Source organism: Paracoccus sp. ME4, from assembly GCF_046736325.1.
Lineage (GTDB): Bacteria > Pseudomonadota > Alphaproteobacteria > Rhodobacterales > Rhodobacteraceae > Paracoccus.
Map to the genome: position 1 here is coordinate 2591946 of NZ_CP151276.1, position 20370 is coordinate 2612315.

A 20370-nucleotide genomic window follows, 5' to 3' on the forward strand; every position below is an offset into this window, starting at 1 on the left:
CGGCAGCCCCGGATCGCTCCGGGGCCGCCTGTCGCGTCCGGTTATCAGAGACCGGTCGAGACGTCGATGGTGTTGCCGGCTTCCAGCGTCACATAGGCCTTCTTGACGTCGCTGCGACGGCCAAGCTGGCCGCGGAAGCGCTTCTGCTTGCCCTTGGTGATGGTGGTGTTGACCGCCTTCACCTTGACGCCGAACAGGGCCTCGACGGCCTGCTTGATCTGCGGCTTGTTCGCATCCTTGGAGACCTGGAACACGACGCCGTTGTTCTCGGACGTCATGGTGGCCTTCTCGGTGATGATCGGCTTGACGATCACGTCGTAATGTTCAGCTTTCGCGCTCATTTCAGGCGAGCCTCCAGAGCTTCGACACCGGCGCGCGTGATGACCAGGGTATCACGCTTCAGGATGTCATACACATTGGCGCCCATCGACGGCAGGATGTCCACGCCCTCGATGTTGCGGGCGGCGCGGGCGAAGCCCTCGTTCACCTCGGCGCCGTCGATCACCAGCACGCGCTTCCAGCCGTTCTCACGGACGGCCTTGGCGACGGCGGCGGTCTTGGCATCGGCCAGGTTCAGATCCTCGACGATGACCAGCTCACCCGCGGTGGCCTTGGCCGACAGCGCGTGACGCAGGCCTAGGGCGCGGACCTTCTTGGGCAGATCGAAGGCGTGCGACCGCGGCGTCGGACCCTTGTAGACGCCACCGTGACGGAAGGTCGGCGCCTTGCGCGAGCCGTGGCGTGCGCCGCCCGTGCCCTTCTGGCGATAGATCTTCTTGGTCGAGTAGCTCACGTCCGACTTGCCCAGCACCGAGTGGGTGCCGGCCTGCGCCTTGGCACGCTGCCAGCGCACGACGCGCTGCAGGATGTCGCCGCGGGGCTCCAGGCCGAAGATGTCGTCGGCCAGATCGATCGAACCGGCAGCGCCGGAATCCAGCTTGATCACATCAAGTTTCATCACTTGTCTCCTTCCGGCGCGTCGTCATTGGAGGCCGGCTCTTCCGCATTGGGATCGGCGTGCTCCTTGTCCGACTTGATCGAGGCCTCGGCCTCGGCCAGGGCGGCGGCTTCCTGCTCGGCGGCCAGACGGGCGGCCTCCTCGCGGGCGGCTTCCTCCTCGGCGGCGGCAGCAGCAGCGGCTTCCTCGGCCAGGCGCTTGGCCTCATTGGCGGCCGAACGCAGCGCGGCGGGATAGATCAGGTTCTCGGGCGTGGCCTTTTTGACCGCGTCCTTGATGGTGACCCAGCCACCCTTCGAACCCGGAACCGAGCCCTTGACCATGATCAGGCCGCGCTCGGAATCCGTGCGGACGACCTGCAGGTTCTGCGTGGTGACGCGGACGGCACCCAGGTGGCCCGCCATTTTCTTGCCCTTGAACACCTTGCCGGGGTCCTGGCACTGGCCGGTCGAGCCGTGCGAACGGTGGCTGATCGACACGCCGTGCGAGGCGCGCAGACCACCGAAGTTGTGACGCTTCATGGCGCCCGCGAAGCCCTTGCCGATCGAGGTGCCGGCGATGTCCACGTACTGACCCGCGAAGTAGTGGTCAGCCGTGATCTCCTCACCGACATTGATCAGGTTCTCTTCGGCGACGCGGAATTCCGCGATCTTGCGCTTGGGCGCGACCGAGGCCTTGGCGAAGTGACCGCGCATGGCTGCGGTCGTGCGCTTGGCCTTGGCCTCTCCGGCGCCCAGCTGGACGGCGGTGTAGCCGTCGCGGTCAGCGGTGCGCTGCGCGATGACCTGCAGACCGTCCAGTTGCAGGACGGTGACGGGGACCTGACGGCCGTCCTCGAGGAACAGACGGGTCATGCCCAGCTTCTTGGCGATGATACCGGTACGCAACATGATCAGCCTCCTCAGACCTTGATCTCGACGTCCACGCCGGCGGCGAGGTCGAGCTTCATGAGGGCGTCAACGGTCTGCGGCGTCGGATCGACGATGTCCAGCAGACGCTTGTGCGTGCGGATCTCCCACTGGTCGCGCGACTTCTTGTCGATGTGCGGACCGCGCAGGACAGTGAATTTCTCGATCTTGTTCGGCAGCGGAATCGGACCGCGGACGGTCGCGCCGGTGCGCTTGGCGGTGTTGACGATCTCCTGGGTGCTGGCATCCAGCACACGATAGTCAAACGCCTTGAGCCGGATCCGGATATTCTGGCTTTGCATAGTCATCCCTCTGGCGGGGAGTTCCAGTCGAGAGGCTGACAGCGCACCACGCGGGGCCAGCATCGGACCGTCATGAAAACTGCAAGGCCGCCCTGGAAGCCGGGCGGCCCATGCAAAAGCCATCGATTCTCACGGACCGACGGCGATGCGGTCATATGGATCATCATGCGCCCGGCGTCAACACCCTGCCGACCCCGCCGCACAAGAAGGCGGGCATCGGGCCTGACTGCAGGCATGCAGGTCCGATCGCCCTGCGCGGGCGCCTTCAGCACGGTGATGTCCGGGGGGAAACGTGGTAGCGGAGGAGGGACTCGAACCCCCGACACGCGGATTATGATTCCGCTGCTCTAACCAACTGAGCTACTCCGCCACGCTGAGCGGCGATTTAGGTCACCCGCGCGGGGGCGTCAAGCGCCAATCGGCGGATCTGAAGCAGAAATCACGCGGCGTCCCGTGCGACGGTCAGGATGACCGATCGACGATGCCGGTGACGATGATCCAGCGATCCGTTCCGCGCCCTGCCACCGTCACCGGCATGCCCGGTCGAAGTCCGCGCAGGATGTCCGGGTCGACACCGCAGAGGCGGTCCCACATCAGGGGCAGGCCGGCAAGATGGACGGCATCGGGGCACTTGGCATCGCCGCCGGGCGTCACGTCGCGGATGACATAGTCTGCCCGTTTCGGCTGGCCGCGCATCAAGGCATCCAGAAAGGACCAGCCCGCCGTGGCGTTGCTCCAGGCGGTGAGGGCAAGAAAGGCGACCGCCGCGACGTGCCAGAGAATGCGCAACCCCTGCGGCATCCTTTCCAGGCCCGTCATCATGAGGGGAAGGGTCAGGGCCAGAGAGGCTGCCGCTCCGGCCATCTGCGGCAGCACCGTCAGGTCGCGGTCGCCGGACACGGGCAGAGAGCTCCATCCAACCATCAGGCCCAGGACCGGCAACCAGGGGACGACGAAGACCAGCAGCGCCAGCGCCTTCAGCCATCGCGGCCACCTGTCGGCGGCGCGCCATGCGTCGAAGACTGCGGCCATCACCCCCTCCTCACCATGAAAAAGGGCCGCCCTCTCGGGCGGCCCTCTCGCTTACGCGGTCTGTCGGATCACTTCAGGATCTTGGAGACGACGCCGGCGCCGACGGTGCGGCCGCCTTCGCGGATGGCGAAGCGCAGCTTCTCCTCCATCGCGATCGGCGCGATCAGCTCGACCTCGAACTTCAGGTTGTCGCCGGGCATCACCATCTCGGTGCCCTCGGGCAGCTTGACGGTGCCGGTCACGTCCGTGGTCCGGAAGTAGAACTGCGGGCGGTAGTTCGCGAAGAACGGCGTGTGGCGGCCGCCCTCTTCCTTGGTCAGGATGTAGGCCTCGGCCTCGAACTGGGTGTGCGGGGTGACCGACTTCGGCTTGACCAGGACCTGGCCGCGCTCGACGCCGTCACGGTCGATGCCGCGCAGCAGGACGCCCACGTTGTCGCCGGCCTCGCCGCGGTCCAGCAGCTTGCGGAACATCTCGACGCCGGTGCAGGTGGTCTTCTTGGTGTCGCGGATGCCCACGATCTCCAGTTCGTCGCCCACGTTCACCGCGCCGCGCTCGATGCGGCCGGTGACCACGGTGCCGCGGCCCGAGATCGAGAACACGTCTTCGATCGGCAGCAGGAACGGCTGGTCGATCGCACGCTCGGGGGTCGGGATGTACTCGTCGACGGCGGCGATCAGCGCGCGGATCGAATCCTCGCCGATCTCCTTGTCGCGGCCTTCCATCGCGGCCAGGGCCGAACCCTTGATGATCGGGATGTCGTCGCCCGGATAGTCGTACGAGCTCAGCAGCTCGCGGACTTCCATCTCGACCAGCTCCAGCAGCTCCTCGTCATCCACCTGGTCGACCTTGTTCAGGTAGACGACCATGTAGGGGATGCCCACCTGGCGACCCAGCAGGATGTGCTCGCGCGTCTGCGGCATCGGGCCGTCGGCGGCGTTCACGACCAGGATCGCGCCGTCCATCTGGGCGGCACCGGTGATCATGTTCTTGACGTAGTCGGCGTGGCCCGGGCAGTCCACGTGCGCGTAGTGGCGCGATTCCGATTCGTATTCCACGTGCGCGGTCGAGATCGTGATCCCGCGGGCCTTCTCCTCCGGCGCGCCGTCGATCTGGTCGTAGGCGCGGAATTCGCCGAAGTACTTCGTGATCGCGGCCGTCAGCGTCGTCTTGCCATGGTCAACGTGACCGATGGTCCCGATGTTCACGTGCGGTTTCGTCCGTTCAAACTTTGCCTTTGCCATGTCGGCCTCCTGGATCCGCGGGGCATGGCTGAAGGGCCCCGGATTGACATGCGCCGCGATCTATAAGGCGCAGGCGGGGAAATCAAGGGGAGGCATGCGTCGCCGCGTGCGATAGCCGCCCGTCCGGGCCGCCCCGACGCCGCGCATTGCAGGAACCGGCGCACGCCCCATATCGTTTCTGGCGCAAGGGGCCGGATGATCCATCCGCGCCCGTCCACGAAGGGGGAAACACGATGAGCCTGATGAAGAGCCTGACCAAGGTCGCCGCCGGCGTGATGCTGGCCAAGGGGATCGGCGGGATGATGAACAACCAGCACGGTGGCAGGCCCGGTCATCGCAAGGTCGGCGGCGGCCTTCTGGACAACCTGCTGGCCAACAACACCGGCAGTTCGGGCGGCAGCCTGAACCAGATGCTGGGCCGCGCCCTGGGGGGCGGCGCGGGCGGCGGGGCGCACGGCTCCCTGGGCGGTCTGCTGGACAAGCTGGGCGGCCAGCCGCGCGGCGCGGGCACGGGCACGGGCGGCGGTCTGGGCGGCATGCTGGGCGGTCTTCTGGGCGGCGCTGCGGCGGGTGGCGCGGTCGGGCATCTGGCCACAAAAGGCTCGCAGGAGCGCAACAACGCGACATTCGGATCGCTCTTCGACGACGCGCTGTCCCATGACGCCGAGCCGCAGGTCGCCCCCACCCCGGAACAGAACGCCATGGCCGGGCTGATGCTGCGCGCCATGATCCAGGCGGCCAAGTCCGACGGCCATGTCGACGACGCCGAACGCCAGCGCCTGCTGGGCCATCTGGGCGATGATCTGGACGCGGACGAGCGGCAGTTCATCCGCGACCAGATGGCCGCCCCCGTCGACGCGGCGGGCCTGGCCCGCGACGTGCCCGAGGGGATGGAGCGTCAGGTCTATCTGATGTCGCTTCTGGCCATCGACTTCGACAGCGAGGCCGAGGCCCGCTATCTGAACGATCTGGCCGTGGCGATGAAGCTGGACCGCGCGGCGGTGAACGGCATCCACCGCGAGGCGGGCGTGATGCCGCTCTACAACGCCTGAGACGATCGGGGCGCATGACGGGGGGCCGCGATCCGCAGGGATGGCGGCCCCTTTTCGTGGCGGCGGGCGTCAAAGATCAGCCGGAACAATCGCCCGCCCCTGCGGTTGGCCTTCGCAACCGACCGAAGGAGGCCCCATGTCCGAGACGCCCGTCCACCCGCCCTTCCGCAGCGGCGCCATCACCGATCCGCGCCTGCCCGCCCCCGATTTTCCCGCTCAGGAGCAGCCGTTCCCGGGACTGGCCCGCGACATGGACCCCCGCCCCGATCATGGCGAGACCAGCTATCGCGGCACCGGCCGTCTGGCGGGCAAGCGCGCCCTGATCACCGGCGGCGACAGCGGCATCGGCGCGGCCGCCGCCATCGCCTTCGCGCGCGAGGGTGCAGACGTGGCCATCACCTATCTGCCGGACGAGCAGGCCGATGCCGATGGCGTCGTAGCCCTCATCGAGGCCGAGGGCCGCGTGGCCGTCGCGATCCCCGGCGACCTGCGCGAGGAGGGTTTCTGCAAGGAGATGGTTGAAAGCGCCGTGTCGCAGCTGGGCGGTCTGGACATCCTGGTCAACAACGCCGGCCGGCAGCAGTTCTGCAACCGGCTGGAAGACCTGACGACCGAGGATTTCGACGCCACGATGAAGACCAACGTCTATGCGCCCTTCTGGGTGACGCGGGCGGCGCTGCCGCATATGGGCGCGGGCGGGTCGATCATCATCACGTCGTCGGTGCAGGCCTTCTCGGGGTCGGCGCATCTGTTCGACTATGCTCAGACCAAGGCCGCGAACGTGGCCTTCGCGCAGTCGCTGGCCAAGCAGCTGGCCCCCCGCGCGATCCGGGTGAACGCGGTCTGCCCCGGCCCCTACTGGACCGCGCTGCAGATCAGCGGCGGCCAGCCGACCGACAAGGCGCAGGAGCATGGCGCCAGCCAACCCCTGGGCCGCCCCGGCCAGCCGGTCGAGATCGCGCCGATCTATGTGCTGCTGGCCTCGGACGAGGCCAGCTACATCACCGGCGAATATTTCGGCTCGGTCGGCGGCGGCGGCCTCTAGGCCCCGTCAGGCGAAGCGGTTGTCGCGCGGGAAACCGCGCGGCGCCATGCGGCCCGTGCCGCCGCGCTTGCCCAGCCATTCGGTCAGGTCCGGCTCGTGCCGCGTCTTGCCGCCCGTCATCGGCCAGGAGAGGCCCTGCGCCAGCACCAGGCAGATGGCATCGACCAACTCGTCATCCTTGACCAGTCCGCCACCCTTGCCATAGCGCTGAAGCCGAACGCCCTTGCCGCGCGACATCTCGGGCAGCTCTGCCAGCGGGAAGACAAGCATCTTGCGGTTCTCTCCGATCACCGCGACATGATCGCCGCCGACCGGACGGCAGAGCCGCGCATCGCCGTTCAGCACCTGCTTGCCGCTGCGGGTCTGGGCCAGGATGTCGGCGGCCCCCACCACGAAGCCGTCCCCCGCACGCGAGGCGACCAGATACTTCGCCCCCTCCCGCCAGGGGAACATGGCGATCACCTCGGCCTCGTTGGGCAGGTCGATCATCAGGCGCAGCGGCTCTCCCATGCCGCGCCCGCCGGGCAGGGTGTTGACCGGGATCGTGTAGAACCGCCCGTTCGACGCGAAGACCATCAGCTTGTCGGTCGTCTCGGCATGCAGCGCGTGGCCGGGACCGTCGCCATCCTTGAACTTCAGCTCCGCATCCAGCGGCTGGTGGCCCTTCATGCTGCGGATCCAGCCCATCTTCGACAGGATGACCGTCACCGGCTCGCGCTCGATCATGGCCTCCAGGTCGATCACGGGCATCTCGGTCGCCTCGCTGATCGTGGTGCGGCGCTGCCCCTCGGGGCGCGACTTGCCAAAGAGGTTGCGCACCTCCTTCAGCTGATCACTGATGCGCGCCCATTGCGCGGTCTCGCTGTCCAGCATGGCCTGCAGCCCCTCCCGCTCGGCCAGCAGGGCGTCGCGTTCGGCGCGCAGCTCGATCTCCTCCAGCTTGCGCAGCGCGCGCAGGCGCATGTTCAGGATCGCCTCGACCTGGACCTCGGACAGGCCGAACTCGGCGGCCATCACGGCCTTTGGGTCGTCCTCGGTGCGGATGATCTCGATCACGCGGTCCAGGTTCAGATAGGCGACCAGATAGCCCTCCAGCACCTCCAGCCGGGCGGCGATCTTCTCCAGCCGGAAGCTCGCGCGGCGGACCAGCACCTCGCGGCGGTGGTCCAGAAAGGCGCGGAGCACCTCCTTGAGCGAGCAGACCTTGGGCACGCGCCCGTCGATCAGCACGTTCATGTTCAGGTTGAAGCGGATCTCCAGGTCGCTGGCGCGGAACAGCGCGCCCATCAGCTGATCGGGGTCCACGTTGCGGGCGCGCGGCTCCAGCACGATGCGCACGTCCTCGGCGGATTCGTCGCGCACATCGGCCAGGATCGGAATCTTGCGGGTCTGGATCAGCTCGGCCAGGCGCTCGATCAGCTTGGACTTCTGGACCTGATAGGGGATCTCGGTGACGACGATCTGCCACAGCCCGCGGCCCAGGTCCTCCTGGCTCCAGCGCGCGCGCAGCCGGAAGGCGCCGCGCCCGGTGCGATAGGTCTCGGCGATCGACTCGCGGCTCTCGACCAGCACGCCGCCGGTCGGAAAGTCGGGCCCCTGGATGATCCCGGCCAGCGTGTCGTCGCGCGCATCCGGCGTCTTGATCAGATGCAGGCAGGCATCCACGACCTCGTGCAGGTTGTGGGGCGGAATGTTCGTGGCCATGCCCACCGCGATGCCCGACGCGCCGTTGGCCAGAAGGTTCGGGAAGGCCGCGGGCAGCACGACCGGCTCGGTCAGGGTGCCGTCGTAGTTCGGGCGGTAATCGACCGCGTCCTCGGCCAGCCCCTCCATCAGCGCCTCGGAGGCGGCGGCCAGGCGGGCCTCGGTGTAGCGCGCGGCGGCCGGGTTGTCGCCGTCGATGTTGCCGAAGTTCCCCTGCCCGTCCACCAGCGGATAGCGCATGGCGAAATCCTGGGCCAGGCGCGCCATGGCGTCATAGATCGCGGCGTCGCCATGCGGGTGATAGTTGCCCATCACGTCGCCGGTGATCTTGGCCGACTTGCGGAAGGCCCCGTTCGGCGCCAGCCTGAGTTCGCGCATCGCGTAGAGGATGCGGCGGTGCACCGGCTTCAGCCCGTCGCGCGCATCGGGCAGCGCGCGATGCATGATCGTGGACAGCGCATAGGTCAGGTAACGCTCGCCGATCGCGCGGCTGAGCGGTTCGGAATGGGTGCCCTTGTCGGGCTGGGGGATCAGATCGTCGGCCATGGACCGTGGATAAGGCGGGCCGGGCCGCCGGTCCAGATCGAAAAGGGCCGCGGGCCGATGGCACGGAACGCAGAGCCCCGCGTGGCGTTGCACCCGCGAATCGGGTAACGATTCCGGGAACGGGGCCGCCGCGGCGCGCTTCGGGGGGGAGAGGGGTGACGAGGCCATGATCCGGTTGGGACTTCTGACGCTGCTGACGCTGGCGATCCTGTTTCTGGTGCTGGACGGCATGGGCAAGGAGGACCTGCGCGCCGAGCGGGCGGGCGCGACACCCGCAGCCCCGGTCAGCGCCGCACAGGATGCGGGTGCGCCCACCCTGACCGCCCCGCCCTCGGGCACGCTGCCCGCCACGCCGGCGGTCGCGGTGCTGCCCGCCGCCAGCCAGACCCCCGAACGCGTCCAGCGCTTTCCCGGCCCGCCGCTGGAGCCGTCCCCCGAATACCCCTCGGGCACGCCCGACGCCCCGCAGGAGGCGCCCGAGGCGGGGCCGGTCCTCTATGTCACCGGCGACCGGGTGAACATGCGCGTGGGTCCGGGCACCGATTTCGCCGTGGTGACGGGCCTGTCCGGCGGCACGGCGGTGACGCCCGTCGGCTCCACCGCGTCGGAATGGGTGCAGGTGCGTACCGCCGACGGCCAGGCGGGCTTCGTCGCGGGCCGGTTCCTGTCGCCCGAGGCACCATGAGGCGGGTGCTGATCACCGGCTGTTCGTCGGGCATCGGGCTGGACGCGGCGCGCCATCTGCAGGCGCAGGGCTGGCGCGTGGTGGCCACCTGTCGCAGCCCCGAGGACATCGACGCACGGCGCGCCGAGGGGATGGAGTGCCTGTTCCTGGACCTGGCCGATCCGGAGAGCGTCGCGGCCTGCGTGCGGGACGCGCTGGCGGGCGGGCCGGTCGATGCGCTGGTCAACAACGCGGCCTTCGCCCTGCCCGGCGCGGTCGAGGACATGCCCCGCGACGCGCTGCGCGCCATCTTCGAGGTGAACCTGTTCGGCACGCATGACCTGACGCGCCGCCTGATCCCGCATTTCCGCGAGCGCGGCGCGGGGCGGATCATCACCATCAGCTCGGTCCTGGGGCTGGTGGGCATCCCGTGGCGCGGTCCCTATGTGGCGACGAAATTCGCGCTGGAGGGGCTGACCGACGTGCTGCGCCTGGAGATGCACGGCACCGGCATCCACGTCACCCTGATCGAGCCCGGCCCCATCACCAGCCGCATCCGCGAGAACGCCATCCCGCATTTCGAACGGTGGGTGGACTGGCGGGCCAGCCCGCGCGCCGACCAGTACCGCGCCAGCCTGCTGAAACGCCTCTACGAGCCCTCCGGCAAGGACCGGTTCGAGCTGCCGCCCCGCGCGGTCAGCGAGCGCATCCTGACCGCGCTGACGGCCGCAAACCCTGCCCCGCGCTACTATGTCACAACGCCCACGCGGATTTCGGGCGTCGCGCGGCGGGTTCTGCCGACCCGCGCACTGGACTGGTTTGCGCGGCGCAACTAGGTTGGCGGGCGAAAGGCGGTGTCCCCCATGCCCGATCAATCCCTGTTCCTCGTCACGATCCTGTCCGTCGGCGTCGTGATCGCCATCCTGCTGACCGGCATCGGCGGCTTCGCCAAGGGTGGCGACTTCAACCGCAAGCACGGCAACCGCATGATGCGCTGGCGCCTCTATGCCCAGGCCGCGGCGCTGGTCATCATGATGCTGTTCCTGTGGCTGAGGGCTGCGTGATGGTCGTCCTGAACCGCATCTACACCCGCACCGGCGACAAGGGCGACACGGCGCTGTCCGACGGCACCCGCGTGCCCAAGCACGACCCCCGCGTCGAGGCCTATGGCACCGTCGACGAGCTGAACGCCACCCTGGGCCTCTGCCGCCTGCACGCGACGGGCGATCTGGCCCGGCAGATCGGCGTGATCCAGAACGACCTGTTCGACCTGGGCGCGGACCTGGCGCGGCCGGACATGGCGGCGGATGACAGCGCCGGATACCCCGTGCTGCGCATCATCGACGCCCAGGTCGACCGGCTGGAGGCCGAGATCGACGCGATGAACGCGGATCTGGCGCCGCTGCGCAGCTTCATCCTTCCCGGCGGCAGCCCGCTTGCCGCGCATCTGCACCTGTCGCGCACCGTCGCCCGCCGGGCCGAGCGGCGCGCGACCGAACTGCTGGCGGGCGGCGACGTGAACACCGCCGCGATCCGCTATCTGAACCGGCTGTCGGACTGGCTGTTCGTGGCGGGCCGGGTCGTGAACCGCAACGGCGCGGACGACATCCTGTGGGTGCCGGGCGCCAGCCGTTAGCGCCCGACATCACGGCTGCGGGGCGCAAACGCTGCGTCCCGCGGCGTTTTTGCCCTGTCCTTGCCCGATCTTGCTGTCTAACAATCCCGCCGACAGATGACGCAAACCAAGGGAGAGAGGCCGATGAAAGTCCTCGTGCCAGTCAAGCGCGTGATCGACTACAACGTGAAGGCCCGCGTGAAGGCGGACGGATCGGGTGTCGATCTGGCCAACGTGAAGATGTCGATGAACCCCTTCGACGAGATCGCCGTCGAGGAGGCGATCCGTCTGAAGGAGAAGGGCGCCGCCACCGAGATCGTCGCCGTCAGCATCGGCGTCAAGCAGGCCGCCGAGACGCTGCGCACCGCGCTGGCCATGGGTGCGGACCGCGCCATCCTGGTCGTCGCAGCCGATGACGTGCATCAGGACATCGAGCCGCTGGCCGTCGCCAAGATCCTCAAGGCCATCGTCGATGCCGAACAGCCGCAACTGGTCATCGCCGGCAAGCAGGCGATCGACAACGACATGAACGCGACCGGCCAGATGCTGTCGGCGCTGCTGGGCTGGAGCCAGGCGACCTTCGCCAGCAAGCTGGAGATCGCGGGCGACGCGGCCCAGGTCACGCGCGAGGTCGATGGCGGCCTGCAGACCATCGAGGTCAAGCTGCCCGCCATCGTCACCGCCGACCTGCGCCTGAACGAGCCGCGCTATGCCTCGCTGCCCAACATCATGAAGGCCAAGAAGAAGCCGCTGGAGGAGAAGACCGCCGCCGATTACGGCGTCGACGTCACCCCGCGCCTGACGGTCGTCAAGACCCGCGAGCCCGAGGGCCGCAAGGCGGGCATCAAGGTCGGCTCGGTGGACGAGCTGGTGTCGAAACTCAAGGAAGCGGGGGTCGTGTGATGGCTGTTCTTCTTCTGGCCGAAGTCACCAATGGCGAACTGAGCCGCGACGCGACGGCCAAGGCCGTGGGCGCCGTGGCCTCTCTGGGCGACGTGACGGTGCTCTGCGCCGGGGCGCAGGCCCGTGCGGCCGCAGATCAGGCCGCGACCATCGCCGGCGTGTCGAAGGTCCTGGTGGCCGAGGACGCCCGTTACGGGCATCGCCTGGCCGAACCCACCGCGGCGCTGATCGCGGCGCTGGCGGGCGATTACAGTCACATCGCCGCCCCCGCGACGACGGATGCCAAGAACGTCATGCCCCGCGTCGCGGCGCTGTTGGACGTGATGGTGATCTCGGACGTCTCGGCGGTCATCGATGCGGACACGTTCGAACGCCCGGTCTATGCCGGCAACGCCATCCAGACGGTCAAGTCGGGCGATGCGACCAAGGTCATGACCATCCGCACGGCCAGCTTCGACGCCGCCGGTGAAGGCCCTGCCGCGCCGGTCGGGGATGCGACCCTGGCCGACGATCCGGCCCTGTCGAAATGGCTGAACGACGAGGTCGCCAAAAGCGACCGCCCCGAGCTGACCTCGGCCGGGCGCGTCGTGTCGGGTGGCCGCGCCCTCGGCTCCAAGGAGCAGTTCGCGATCATCGAGACCCTGGCCGACAAGCTGGGTGCCGCGGTCGGCGCATCGCGCGCGGCGGTCGATTCGGGCTATGCGCCGAACGACTGGCAGGTGGGCCAGACCGGCAAGGTCGTCGCGCCGGAACTCTATGTCGCGGTCGGCATCTCCGGCGCGATCCAGCACCTGGCGGGGATGAAGGACAGCAAGGTCATCGTCGCCATCAACAAGGACGAGGAGGCGCCGATCTTCCAGGTCGCCGATTACGGCCTGGTGGGCGACCTCTTCACCGTCGTTCCGGAACTGACCGAAAAGCTCTGATCCCTCGGACAGCGCCGTGCAGCCGCCCCCATCCGGGGGCGGTTTTGCATTGCGGCACCCGCGCCCCCGCCCTATCGTCCGCGCGTCGAACAGGGAGATGCGGGTATGGCGGTTCAGTCGGTGGGCGTGATCGGTGCGGGTCAGATGGGCAACGGCATCGCCCATGTCTTTGCGGTCGCGGGCTATGACGTGCTGCTGACCGACATCAGCCAGGATGCGCTGAACAAGGCCGTCGCCCTGATTGACCGCAACCTGGAACGCCAGGTCAGCCGCGAGAAGATCGCCGCCGACGACAAGGCCCGCGCCATGGCGCGCATCAGCACCACGCTGCGCCTGCAGGACCTGGGCCGCTGCGATCTGGTGATCGAGGCCGCGACCGAGCGCGAGACCGTCAAGCAGGCGATCTTCGAGGATTTGGTCCCGCATCTGAAGCCCGAGACGATCCTGACCTCGAACACCTCGTCAATCTCGATCACGCGACTGGCGTCGCGGACGGATCGCCCCGAGAAGTTCATGGGCTTTCACTTCATGAACCCGGTCCCGGTGATGCAGCTGGTCGAGCTGATCCGCGGCATCGCCACAGACGAGGCCACCTACAAGACCCTGCACGAGGTCGTCGAGAAGCTGGGCAAGACTTCGGCCACGGCCGAGGATTTTCCCGCCTTCATCGTCAACCGCATCCTGATGCCGATGATCAACGAGGCGGTCTATACGCTCTACGAGGGCGTGGGGTCCGTCAGCAGCATCGACAGCGCGATGAAGCTGGGCACGAACCATCCGATGGGTCCGCTGGAACTGGCCGACTTCATCGGCCTGGACACCTGCCTCGCCATCATGAACGTGCTGCATGACGGGCTGGCCGACACGAAATATCGCCCCTGCCCGCTGCTGACCAAGTATGTCGAGGCCGGCTGGCTGGGCCGCAAGACCGGACGCGGCTTCTACGACTATCGCGGCGAGACGCCGGTCCCGACCCGCTGACAGGTCTGCGGGCCGGACGATTCCGCCCGGCCCGCATTTCCCTCCGCCGACCGCGCCTCAGGCGTCGGTCTTGGCGTCGCGTTTTTCCATGAACTGGTCGAACTCGGCCTTGTCCTTGGCCTCGCGCAGGCGGGCCAGGAATTCGACGAAGTCGCGATGCTCGTCCTCAAGCCGCTTCAAGGTCTCGGCGCGATAGGCGTCGAAGGCGCTGTTGCCGGTGCTGGGGGCGGAATAGAGGGGCGCGATGGTGCGCTTGGCGGTTCCGAACATGCGTTTGCTCCAGATCATGTAGCCCAGAAGGGCGAGGCCCACGGGCCAGGCGGCGATGAAGGCCAGGACGGTCGCGACGATCCAGGCCGGGCGGCCGCGCCGGTCCAGCCAGTCGCGTCCCCGCGTCAGCAGCTCACCGATCCGCTGACCGGTCGAGGCCGGGCGAAGCACGGGTATTGCGGTGGTCATGAGTGGGTCTCCCGATGTTAATGTGAATTACATTTACATAGATGGGAGACGCTCTCGTCTCCGTCAAGGGCGGCACTGCGAATTTCACTCGGGGATCAGGCCCAGCCCGCGCAGATAGATCAGGGCGCCGCTCTCCAGCATTTCCGACGGCCCGACGGGGCTGCGGCCACCGGGCTTGCCGCGGCCGAACAACTCGACCACGCCGTGGCTCAGCGCCCAGATGTGGTTGGCGACCATCCGTGCCGGGGGGCGGCTTTCCGCGGGCAGGCGTGCGGCCAGTGCCTCGGCGGCGGTTACCAGCACGCCCTGCGCCCGACCCGAGGCCGCGGCCAGATCCGCATTCCCCGCGACCGAGATGCCGCTTTCGAACATCGCCATGTAATAGCCCGGCCGGTCGGCGGCGAAGTCCAGATAGGTCTGCCCCATCCGCAGGAAGGCCGTCAGCGGCCGCGGCCGCCCACCGTCGAAGGCCGCCTCCAGCCGCGCGGCAAATTCCAGGAAGCCCTGCCGGGCGACCTCCTCCAGCAGGTCGTCGCGGCCCTTGAAATGGCGATAGGGGGCGGCCGCGGACACGCCGGCCCGACGCGCAGCCTCGGTCAGGGTGAAGGCCTGCGGCCCCTGCTCCTGCACCAGGTCCGCGGTCGCTTCGACCAGCGCCTGTCGCAGATTGCCGTGGTGATAGGACTTGCGGTCGGGGTCCCGAGGGGCGGGCACTACATGCCTTCGCCGAAATAGTCGCCCACCAGCGCCTCCAGAGCATCGGCCAGGGCTTGGGCGTCGGGACCGCTGGTCGTCACGCGGATATGGCTGCCGCGCGGCGCGGTCAGCATCAGAAGGCCCATGATGCTGTCGCCCGACACGCTCATCCCGTCCTTCTCGACGCGGGCCTTGGCGTCGAAGCGCTCGACCACGTCGACGAACTTGGCGCTGGCGCGGGCATGCAGGCCCTTGACGTTGATGATCGACAGATCGCGCGTCACAGGCTCGGTCATGCGGGATGGCTTCCGTTGTCGAGACGCGCCTCGGGCGGCACGTTGTAGGAATCGATGTACTTGCGACCGGCCTCGGCGGCGTGACCGACGGCATCCGGCACGCTCAGGTGGCGCGACTTGGCCAGCTTGACCAGCATGGGCAGGTTGGCCCCGTAGAGGATCGTGCGCCCGCGCACCGCGCAGGCCGGCAGCGACAGGTTCGACGGAGAGCCGCCGAAGAGATCGGTGACCAGGATGACCCCGTGCCCCCCGTCCACCGCATCCGCCGCGGCCTTGATTTCCGCCGTCTTGGCCGCGCGGTCGTGATCGTCCTCGATCGCGACGGCCGCGATGCCGACCTGAGGCCCCACGACATGCTCGACCGCCGAGAGATACTCCCGGGCCAGTCCGCCATGTGCCACTATGACAATTCCGATCAACGCGCCCCACCAAGCCCAAAGAACCGCCCGAACAGCCGAACCATCATGACGCCTGCCTCTGCACCATCGGTGCGCTCGAGGCCGTGACCTCGGTGGCTGCCTGCGGCGCGGCCGCGGCACGGCGTTCCAGTTCCCTGTGTCTTATTGACACCGGCCAGCCCGCATCCGCAAGCGCAACCGCCATCTTTTCAACCAAAGTGACGGAACGGTGTTGCCCTCCGGTACAGCCGAAGCCGACCGCCAGATGCGATTTCCCCTCATCCGTGTGCGCGGGCAGGAGGAACTGAACCAGATCGCGAGTGCGCTGGAAGAATTCGGCGAATCGCGGATCGGCGGCGACGTGGCCCTGGACGCGCGGGTCGCGCCCGTCCAGCGGCCGCAACGCCGCGTCCCAATGCGGATTGGCCAGGAAACGACAGTCGAACATCATGTCCAAGCCGCGCGGCACGCCCCGCTTGTAACTGAAGGAGTGCAGCGACAGGCCCAGACGCCGGTCCGGGCGCACGTCGAACCACTGCATCAGCTCGGCCTTGAGGTCGTGCGGGGACAGGTCGGTCGTGTCCACCAGTACGTCGGCCCGCGCCCGGATCGGCGCCAGCAGGTCGATCTCGGCCAGAACGCCCGCCATAGGCGCGGCGTCGGGGGTCAGCGGATGGCGGCGACGCGTCTCGTTGTAGCGACGCACCAGGACGTCGGCGACGCAGTCCAGATACAGCACCTCGGGCGCGAAGCCCGGCAGGCGGGTCAGCCGGTCGATCAGCTCGATCACGTTGGCGGCCGAGAAATCGCGGTTGCGCACGTCCAGCCCCAAGGCCAGCGGCGCGTGCCGGGGCGGCCCGTCCAGCAGACGCGGGATCAGCGACAGCGGCAGGTTGTCGATCGCCTCGAAGCCCAGATCCTCCAGCACGTTGATCGCGGTGGAGCGCCCGGCCCCCGACGGTCCCGTCACCAGAACCAGCCTCTGCGCGGCGAAACTGTCGACGTCCTGATCCATCGGTCGGCTCCTCGATGTCCTGCGACCCCGTCGGTCAAATCGCGTCGGTCCGCTCATGCAAGACGATGGCCCGTCATCAGCTGCCGCAACGCAGCATAAAGATGGGGCCGATAGGGTCCCAGCACAAGCGGAACCCGGACCCCCAGCCATTCATGATGCCGCATCTGTGGCAGACGATCCTCTTCGGTTCGCCCAAGATCGCAGGCCAGCATGATGGCGGTTGGAGGAGCGGGCGCTGCGCCCAGGATGCCCACCCCGCGCGCCTCGATCCGCCCCAGCAGCGGCAGCGGCGCCTGCGCGATCAGGCGACCCGCCGACAGGCGCAGATCGGTGCGGTCGTCGGCGACCAGCGCCGCCCCCACAGCCATGAGCTGCAGCGCCAGGCTGGACTTGCCTGCCCCGGACGGACCCAGGATGACGAGGCCCTGCCCCTCGACCGCGACCGTCGTCGCGTGAATCTGGATCATGCGAATCACCCCCCAGCCCGATCCTGCCCCAGAACCGGTTAATTTTCCGCCTTGATGCCGCGCGGAAGCCCCGTACACCGTAATGATGGCGATAACATTTGATGTTTACGCTAACCGTTTGCGCTGTCAGATTTCGCCCCGAATCCACCATGCTATAGGCCGGGAAAGCCACCCCGCCGGGGTCGCCGCCCTCAGCCACGGAGCATGCCATGACCACGCGCGTTAACCCCTCCTGCCGTCTGGAAGACCAAGGCATCACGGGGCTGGGTCAGGTCCACTACAACCTGCTGGAGCCCGCCCTGATGACCCAGGCGGTCGCTCGCGGCGAAGGGCAGCTGGGCCTGGGCGGCACGTTCCTGGTCTCGACCGGTGCGCATACCGGCCGCTCGCCCAAGGACAAGTTCGTCGTGCGCACCCCGTCGGTCGAACAGACGATCTGGTGGGACAACAACAAGCCGATGGAGCCCGAGGCCTTCGACCGGCTGCACGCGGACATGCTTCAGCACATGAAGGGTCGCGACTACTTCGTGCAGGACCTGTTCGGCGGCGCCGATCCCGAGAACCGGCTGGACGTGCGCGTGGTGACCGAACTGGCTTGGCACGGCCTCTTCATCCGTCACCTGCTGCGCCGTCCCGAGGCGGAGGAGCTGGCGAGCTTCACCCCCGACTTCACGATCATCAACTGCCCCGGCTTCAAGGCAGACCCGGCGCGGCACGGCTGCCGGTCGGAAACCGTCATCGCGATGAACTTCGACAAGAAGCTGATCCTGATCGCCAACACTGCCTATGCAGGCGAGAACAAGAAGTCGGTCTTCACGCTGCTGAACTACCTGCTGCCGGAAAAGGGCATCATGCCCATGCATTGTAGCGCCAACCATGCGCCGGGCGACCCCGAGGACAGCGCGGTGTTCTTCGGCCTGTCGGGCACCGGCAAGACGACCCTGTCGGCCGACCCCTCGCGCGTGCTGATCGGCGATGACGAGCATGGCTGGTCCGACACCGGCATCTTCAACTTCGAGGGTGGCTGCTACGCCAAGACGATCAACCTCTCGGCCAAGGCCGAGCCGGAGATCCATGCCACCACCAGCCGCTTCGGCACCGTGATCGAGAACATGGTCTTCGACCCCGAGACGCTGGAGCTGGACTTCGAGGACAACTCGATCACCGACAACATGCGCTGCGCCTATCCGCTGGACGCGATCTCGAACGCTTCGCAGACCAGCCTGGGCGGCCATCCGAAGAACGTGATCATGCTGACCTGCGACGCCTATGGCGTCCTGCCGCCCATCGCGCGGCTGACCCCGGCGCAGGCGATGTATCACTTCCTGTCGGGTTTCACCTCCAAGACGCCGGGTACCGAGGTCGGCGTGACCGAGCCGATCCCGACCTTCTCGACCTGCTTCGGCGCCCCCTTCATGCCGCGCCGCCCCGAGGTCTATGGCAAGCTGCTGCAGGCCAAGATCGCCCAGCACGGCGCCAGCTGCTGGCTGGTGAACACCGGCTGGACCGGCGGCGCCTTCGGCACCGGCTCGCGCATGCCGATCGCGGCGACCCGCGCGCTGCTGGCCGCGGCGCTCGACGGCAGCCTTAACGACGTGGAGTTCCGCCGCGACCCGAACTTCGGCTTCGACGTGCCGGTCAGCGTGCCGGGCGTCAGCGACGTCCTGCTGGACCCGCGCCGCACCTGGTCGGACCCAGCCGCCTATGACGCGCAGGCCAGGAAGCTGGTCCAGATGTTCTGCGACAACTTCGCCCAGTATCTCGACGCCATCGACGACGAGACCCGCGCCGCCGCCATCGGCTGAGCGCCGCCGCCGCGAAACCGGAAAGGCCGCGCAGCATGCGCGGCCTTTTCTCATGGCGTCGGGCGGCGTCAGCCGCCCGTCAATCAGGTCGGCTCACAGGCCCAGGCAATGGCGCATGATCGCCTTCTGCGCATGCAGCCGGTTCTCGGCCTCGTCCCAGATGACCGATGCGGGTCCGTCCATCACCGCGCTGGTGACCTCGTCCTCGCGATGGGCGGGCAGGCAATGCATGAACAGCGCGTCCTCGCGGGCGCGCGCCATCAACGCCTCGTTGATCTGGTATCCGCGCAGCTGGTTGTGCCGCCGTTCCTTGGCCGATTGCGGGTCGTGCATGCTGACCCAGGTGTCGGTGACGACCAGATCGGCGCCGATGACGGCCTTCGCCGGATCGCGCTCGATCGTGACCGGTCGCCCCTGCGAGGCCGCAAAGTCCAGACAGGCCGCCTCGGGGTCCAGCGGCGGCGGCCCGGTGAAGGTCAGGTCGAACCCGAACTGCCCCGCGGCATGGGCAAAGCTGGCGAAGACGTTGTTGCCGTCGCCCGACCAGACGACCTTCTTGTCGGCAATGGGACCGCGATGCTCCTCGAAGGTCATCACGTCCGCCATGATCTGACAGGGATGGGTGCGGTTCGTCAGCCCGTTGATGACCGGCACGCTGGCATATTCCGCCATCTCGTGCAGGGTCGCCTCCTCGAAGGTGCGGATCATGATCAGGTCGACATAGCGCGACAGGACCCGCGCGGTGTCGGCGATGGTCTCGCCGTGACCCAGCTGCATCTCGGACCCCGACAGGATCATCGTCTGCCCGCCCAGCTGCCGGACGCCCACGTCGAAGCTGACCCGGGTGCGGGTCGAGGGCTTCTCGAAGATCAGCGCGACCATGCGCCCGGCCAGCGGCTGCTCGTCGTCGGGCGTGCCCTTGGGTCGTCCGTTGCGGGCAGCCTTCATGGCGTGGGCGCTGTCGATGATGCTGCGCAGGGCGGTGCGGTCGGTGGTGTGGATATCCAGAAAATGGGTCATCGTCATGGTCTTTCGGCTTTTCTCCAGCAAGCCCCGCCGAACGGACGGGGTCAAGGGGCGGATCGGGCTTTCTGCGCGCCTGCGCGGCAGGCCCGTGATGCGGCCGGAGAGGAGAGTGATCTGGGCAACGGAGAGGCAGGGCGCACGCGCCTCATCGGAGGCGGGTCAGCGCGCGGACCGTCAGTTCCTCGTCCGGAAAGCCTGCCTCGCGACTGGCGGCCACGGCGCGCGGCGTGGTCGGGCCCGGCTCGACCAGCCGCGCCATGGCGGCGGCCGGCCGTCGCACTAGTTGCGCAGCAGGCCGGCGACCATGCAGGGACCGCGCACGCCCCGA

Annotated in this window: 25 protein-coding genes and 1 tRNA gene; 10 read left to right on the forward strand and 16 right to left on the reverse strand. The window is 68.1% G+C overall.

Going from position 1 to position 20370, the window contains the following annotated elements; all coding sequences use genetic code 11:
• Positions 1 to 44: 44 nt before the first annotated feature.
• The 7 genes from AACG61_RS13200 to tuf form a co-directional block, all read right to left on the reverse strand.
• Positions 45 to 341: a 50S ribosomal protein L23 gene (locus tag AACG61_RS13200; RefSeq protein WP_411837566.1), complete on the reverse strand. Its 297-nt coding sequence runs from the start codon at positions 339 to 341 to the stop codon at positions 45 to 47.
• Positions 338 to 958, reverse strand: a complete 621-nt coding sequence (rplD, locus tag AACG61_RS13205; protein ID WP_411837567.1) for a 50S ribosomal protein L4 — start codon at positions 956 to 958, stop codon at positions 338 to 340. Before rplD ends, AACG61_RS13200 begins: the two co-directional genes overlap by 4 nt.
• Positions 958 to 1848, reverse strand: coding sequence for a 50S ribosomal protein L3 (rplC, locus tag AACG61_RS13210; RefSeq protein WP_411837568.1), 891 nt, complete (start codon positions 1846 to 1848; stop codon positions 958 to 960). Before rplC ends, rplD begins: the two co-directional genes overlap by 1 nt.
• 11 nt (positions 1849 to 1859) lie before the next feature.
• Complete coding sequence (rpsJ, locus tag AACG61_RS13215) at positions 1860 to 2168, reverse strand: 30S ribosomal protein S10 (RefSeq protein ID WP_042247848.1); 309 nt, start codon at positions 2166 to 2168, stop codon at positions 1860 to 1862.
• A gap of 293 nt (positions 2169 to 2461) precedes the next feature.
• A tRNA-Met gene (locus AACG61_RS13220) sits at positions 2462 to 2538 on the reverse strand.
• 92 nt (positions 2539 to 2630) lie between these two features.
• A complete protein-coding gene (locus AACG61_RS13225) occupies positions 2631 to 3200 on the reverse strand; it encodes a hypothetical protein (protein ID WP_411837569.1) in 570 nt (189 codons plus the stop codon).
• A gap of 68 nt (positions 3201 to 3268) precedes the next feature.
• Positions 3269 to 4444 (reverse strand): elongation factor Tu, encoded by a 1176-nt coding sequence (gene tuf, locus AACG61_RS13230; protein WP_411837570.1) that lies wholly within the window; start codon positions 4442 to 4444, stop codon positions 3269 to 3271.
• 233 nt (positions 4445 to 4677) lie between these two features.
• Between tuf and AACG61_RS13235 the strand changes: the two genes are divergently transcribed.
• Entirely contained in the window at positions 4678 to 5496 is an 819-nt protein-coding gene (locus AACG61_RS13235) for a tellurite resistance TerB family protein (protein WP_411837571.1), read from the forward strand.
• Positions 5497 to 5632: 136 nt separating this feature from the next.
• Positions 5633 to 6541 (forward strand): SDR family oxidoreductase, encoded by a 909-nt coding sequence (locus tag AACG61_RS13240; protein ID WP_411837572.1) that lies wholly within the window; start codon positions 5633 to 5635, stop codon positions 6539 to 6541.
• A 6-nt stretch (positions 6542 to 6547) separates the two neighbouring features.
• Here AACG61_RS13240 and parC read toward each other — a convergent pair whose 3' ends face one another.
• Positions 6548 to 8791, reverse strand: coding sequence for a DNA topoisomerase IV subunit A (gene parC, locus AACG61_RS13245; protein WP_411837573.1), 2244 nt, complete (start codon positions 8789 to 8791; stop codon positions 6548 to 6550).
• A 166-nt stretch (positions 8792 to 8957) separates the two neighbouring features.
• On the opposite strand from parC, the gene AACG61_RS13250 reads away from it, so the two are divergent.
• From AACG61_RS13250 to AACG61_RS13280, 7 genes are all read left to right on the forward strand, one after another.
• Positions 8958 to 9476, forward strand: a complete 519-nt coding sequence (locus tag AACG61_RS13250; protein ID WP_411837574.1) for an SH3 domain-containing protein — start codon at positions 8958 to 8960, stop codon at positions 9474 to 9476.
• Entirely contained in the window at positions 9473 to 10291 is an 819-nt protein-coding gene (locus AACG61_RS13255; RefSeq protein WP_411837575.1) for an SDR family NAD(P)-dependent oxidoreductase, read from the forward strand. Before AACG61_RS13250 ends, AACG61_RS13255 begins: the two co-directional genes overlap by 4 nt.
• A gap of 27 nt (positions 10292 to 10318) precedes the next feature.
• The gene (locus tag AACG61_RS13260; RefSeq protein WP_411837576.1) at positions 10319 to 10519 is read left to right on the forward strand and encodes a twin transmembrane helix small protein; all 201 of its coding nucleotides are present in this window, start codon (positions 10319 to 10321) and stop codon (positions 10517 to 10519) included.
• A complete protein-coding gene (locus AACG61_RS13265) occupies positions 10519 to 11091 on the forward strand; it encodes a cob(I)yrinic acid a,c-diamide adenosyltransferase (RefSeq protein ID WP_411837577.1) in 573 nt (190 codons plus the stop codon). Before AACG61_RS13260 ends, AACG61_RS13265 begins: the two co-directional genes overlap by 1 nt.
• 123 nt (positions 11092 to 11214) lie before the next feature.
• Positions 11215 to 11973, forward strand: a complete 759-nt coding sequence (locus AACG61_RS13270) for an electron transfer flavoprotein subunit beta/FixA family protein (RefSeq protein WP_411837578.1) — start codon at positions 11215 to 11217, stop codon at positions 11971 to 11973.
• Positions 11973 to 12899, forward strand: a complete 927-nt coding sequence (locus tag AACG61_RS13275; RefSeq protein WP_411837579.1) for an electron transfer flavoprotein subunit alpha/FixB family protein — start codon at positions 11973 to 11975, stop codon at positions 12897 to 12899. The genes AACG61_RS13270 and AACG61_RS13275 overlap by 1 nt, the downstream gene beginning before the upstream one ends.
• A 105-nt stretch (positions 12900 to 13004) precedes the next feature.
• The gene (locus AACG61_RS13280; RefSeq protein ID WP_411837580.1) at positions 13005 to 13880 is read left to right on the forward strand and encodes a 3-hydroxybutyryl-CoA dehydrogenase; all 876 of its coding nucleotides are present in this window, start codon (positions 13005 to 13007) and stop codon (positions 13878 to 13880) included.
• 57 nt (positions 13881 to 13937) lie between these two features.
• Here AACG61_RS13280 and AACG61_RS13285 read toward each other — a convergent pair whose 3' ends face one another.
• From AACG61_RS13285 to AACG61_RS13310, 6 genes are all read right to left on the reverse strand, one after another.
• On the reverse strand, positions 13938 to 14339 hold the full coding sequence (locus AACG61_RS13285) for a DUF2852 domain-containing protein (RefSeq protein WP_411837581.1): 402 nt from the start codon (positions 14337 to 14339) through the stop codon (positions 13938 to 13940).
• A gap of 84 nt (positions 14340 to 14423) precedes the next feature.
• Positions 14424 to 15053 (reverse strand): TetR/AcrR family transcriptional regulator, encoded by a 630-nt coding sequence (locus tag AACG61_RS13290; protein ID WP_411837582.1) that lies wholly within the window; start codon positions 15051 to 15053, stop codon positions 14424 to 14426.
• The gene (locus AACG61_RS13295; protein ID WP_411837583.1) at positions 15053 to 15331 is read right to left on the reverse strand and encodes an HPr family phosphocarrier protein; all 279 of its coding nucleotides are present in this window, start codon (positions 15329 to 15331) and stop codon (positions 15053 to 15055) included. The genes AACG61_RS13290 and AACG61_RS13295 overlap by 1 nt, the downstream gene beginning before the upstream one ends.
• The gene (locus tag AACG61_RS13300; protein WP_411837584.1) at positions 15328 to 15750 is read right to left on the reverse strand and encodes a PTS sugar transporter subunit IIA; all 423 of its coding nucleotides are present in this window, start codon (positions 15748 to 15750) and stop codon (positions 15328 to 15330) included. The genes AACG61_RS13295 and AACG61_RS13300 overlap by 4 nt, the downstream gene beginning before the upstream one ends.
• Positions 15751 to 15793: 43 nt before the next feature.
• A complete protein-coding gene (gene rapZ / locus AACG61_RS13305) occupies positions 15794 to 16744 on the reverse strand; it encodes an RNase adapter RapZ (RefSeq protein WP_411837585.1) in 951 nt (316 codons plus the stop codon).
• A 53-nt stretch (positions 16745 to 16797) separates the two neighbouring features.
• Positions 16798 to 17211, reverse strand: coding sequence for an HPr kinase/phosphorylase (locus AACG61_RS13310; RefSeq protein ID WP_411837586.1), 414 nt, complete (start codon positions 17209 to 17211; stop codon positions 16798 to 16800).
• Positions 17212 to 17420: 209 nt separating this feature from the next.
• Here AACG61_RS13310 and AACG61_RS13315 point away from each other — a divergent pair, with 209 nt between their 5' ends.
• Entirely contained in the window at positions 17421 to 19016 is a 1596-nt protein-coding gene (locus tag AACG61_RS13315) for a phosphoenolpyruvate carboxykinase (RefSeq protein ID WP_411837587.1), read from the forward strand.
• 93 nt (positions 19017 to 19109) lie between these two features.
• Here the strand turns inward: AACG61_RS13315 and argF are convergent, their stop codons facing one another.
• Positions 19110 to 20036 (reverse strand): ornithine carbamoyltransferase, encoded by a 927-nt coding sequence (argF, locus tag AACG61_RS13320; RefSeq protein WP_411839523.1) that lies wholly within the window; start codon positions 20034 to 20036, stop codon positions 19110 to 19112.
• 151 nt (positions 20037 to 20187) lie between these two features.
• On the reverse strand, positions 20188 to 20322 hold the full coding sequence (locus AACG61_RS13325; RefSeq protein ID WP_411837588.1) for a hypothetical protein: 135 nt from the start codon (positions 20320 to 20322) through the stop codon (positions 20188 to 20190).
• Positions 20323 to 20370 lie beyond the last annotated feature (48 nt).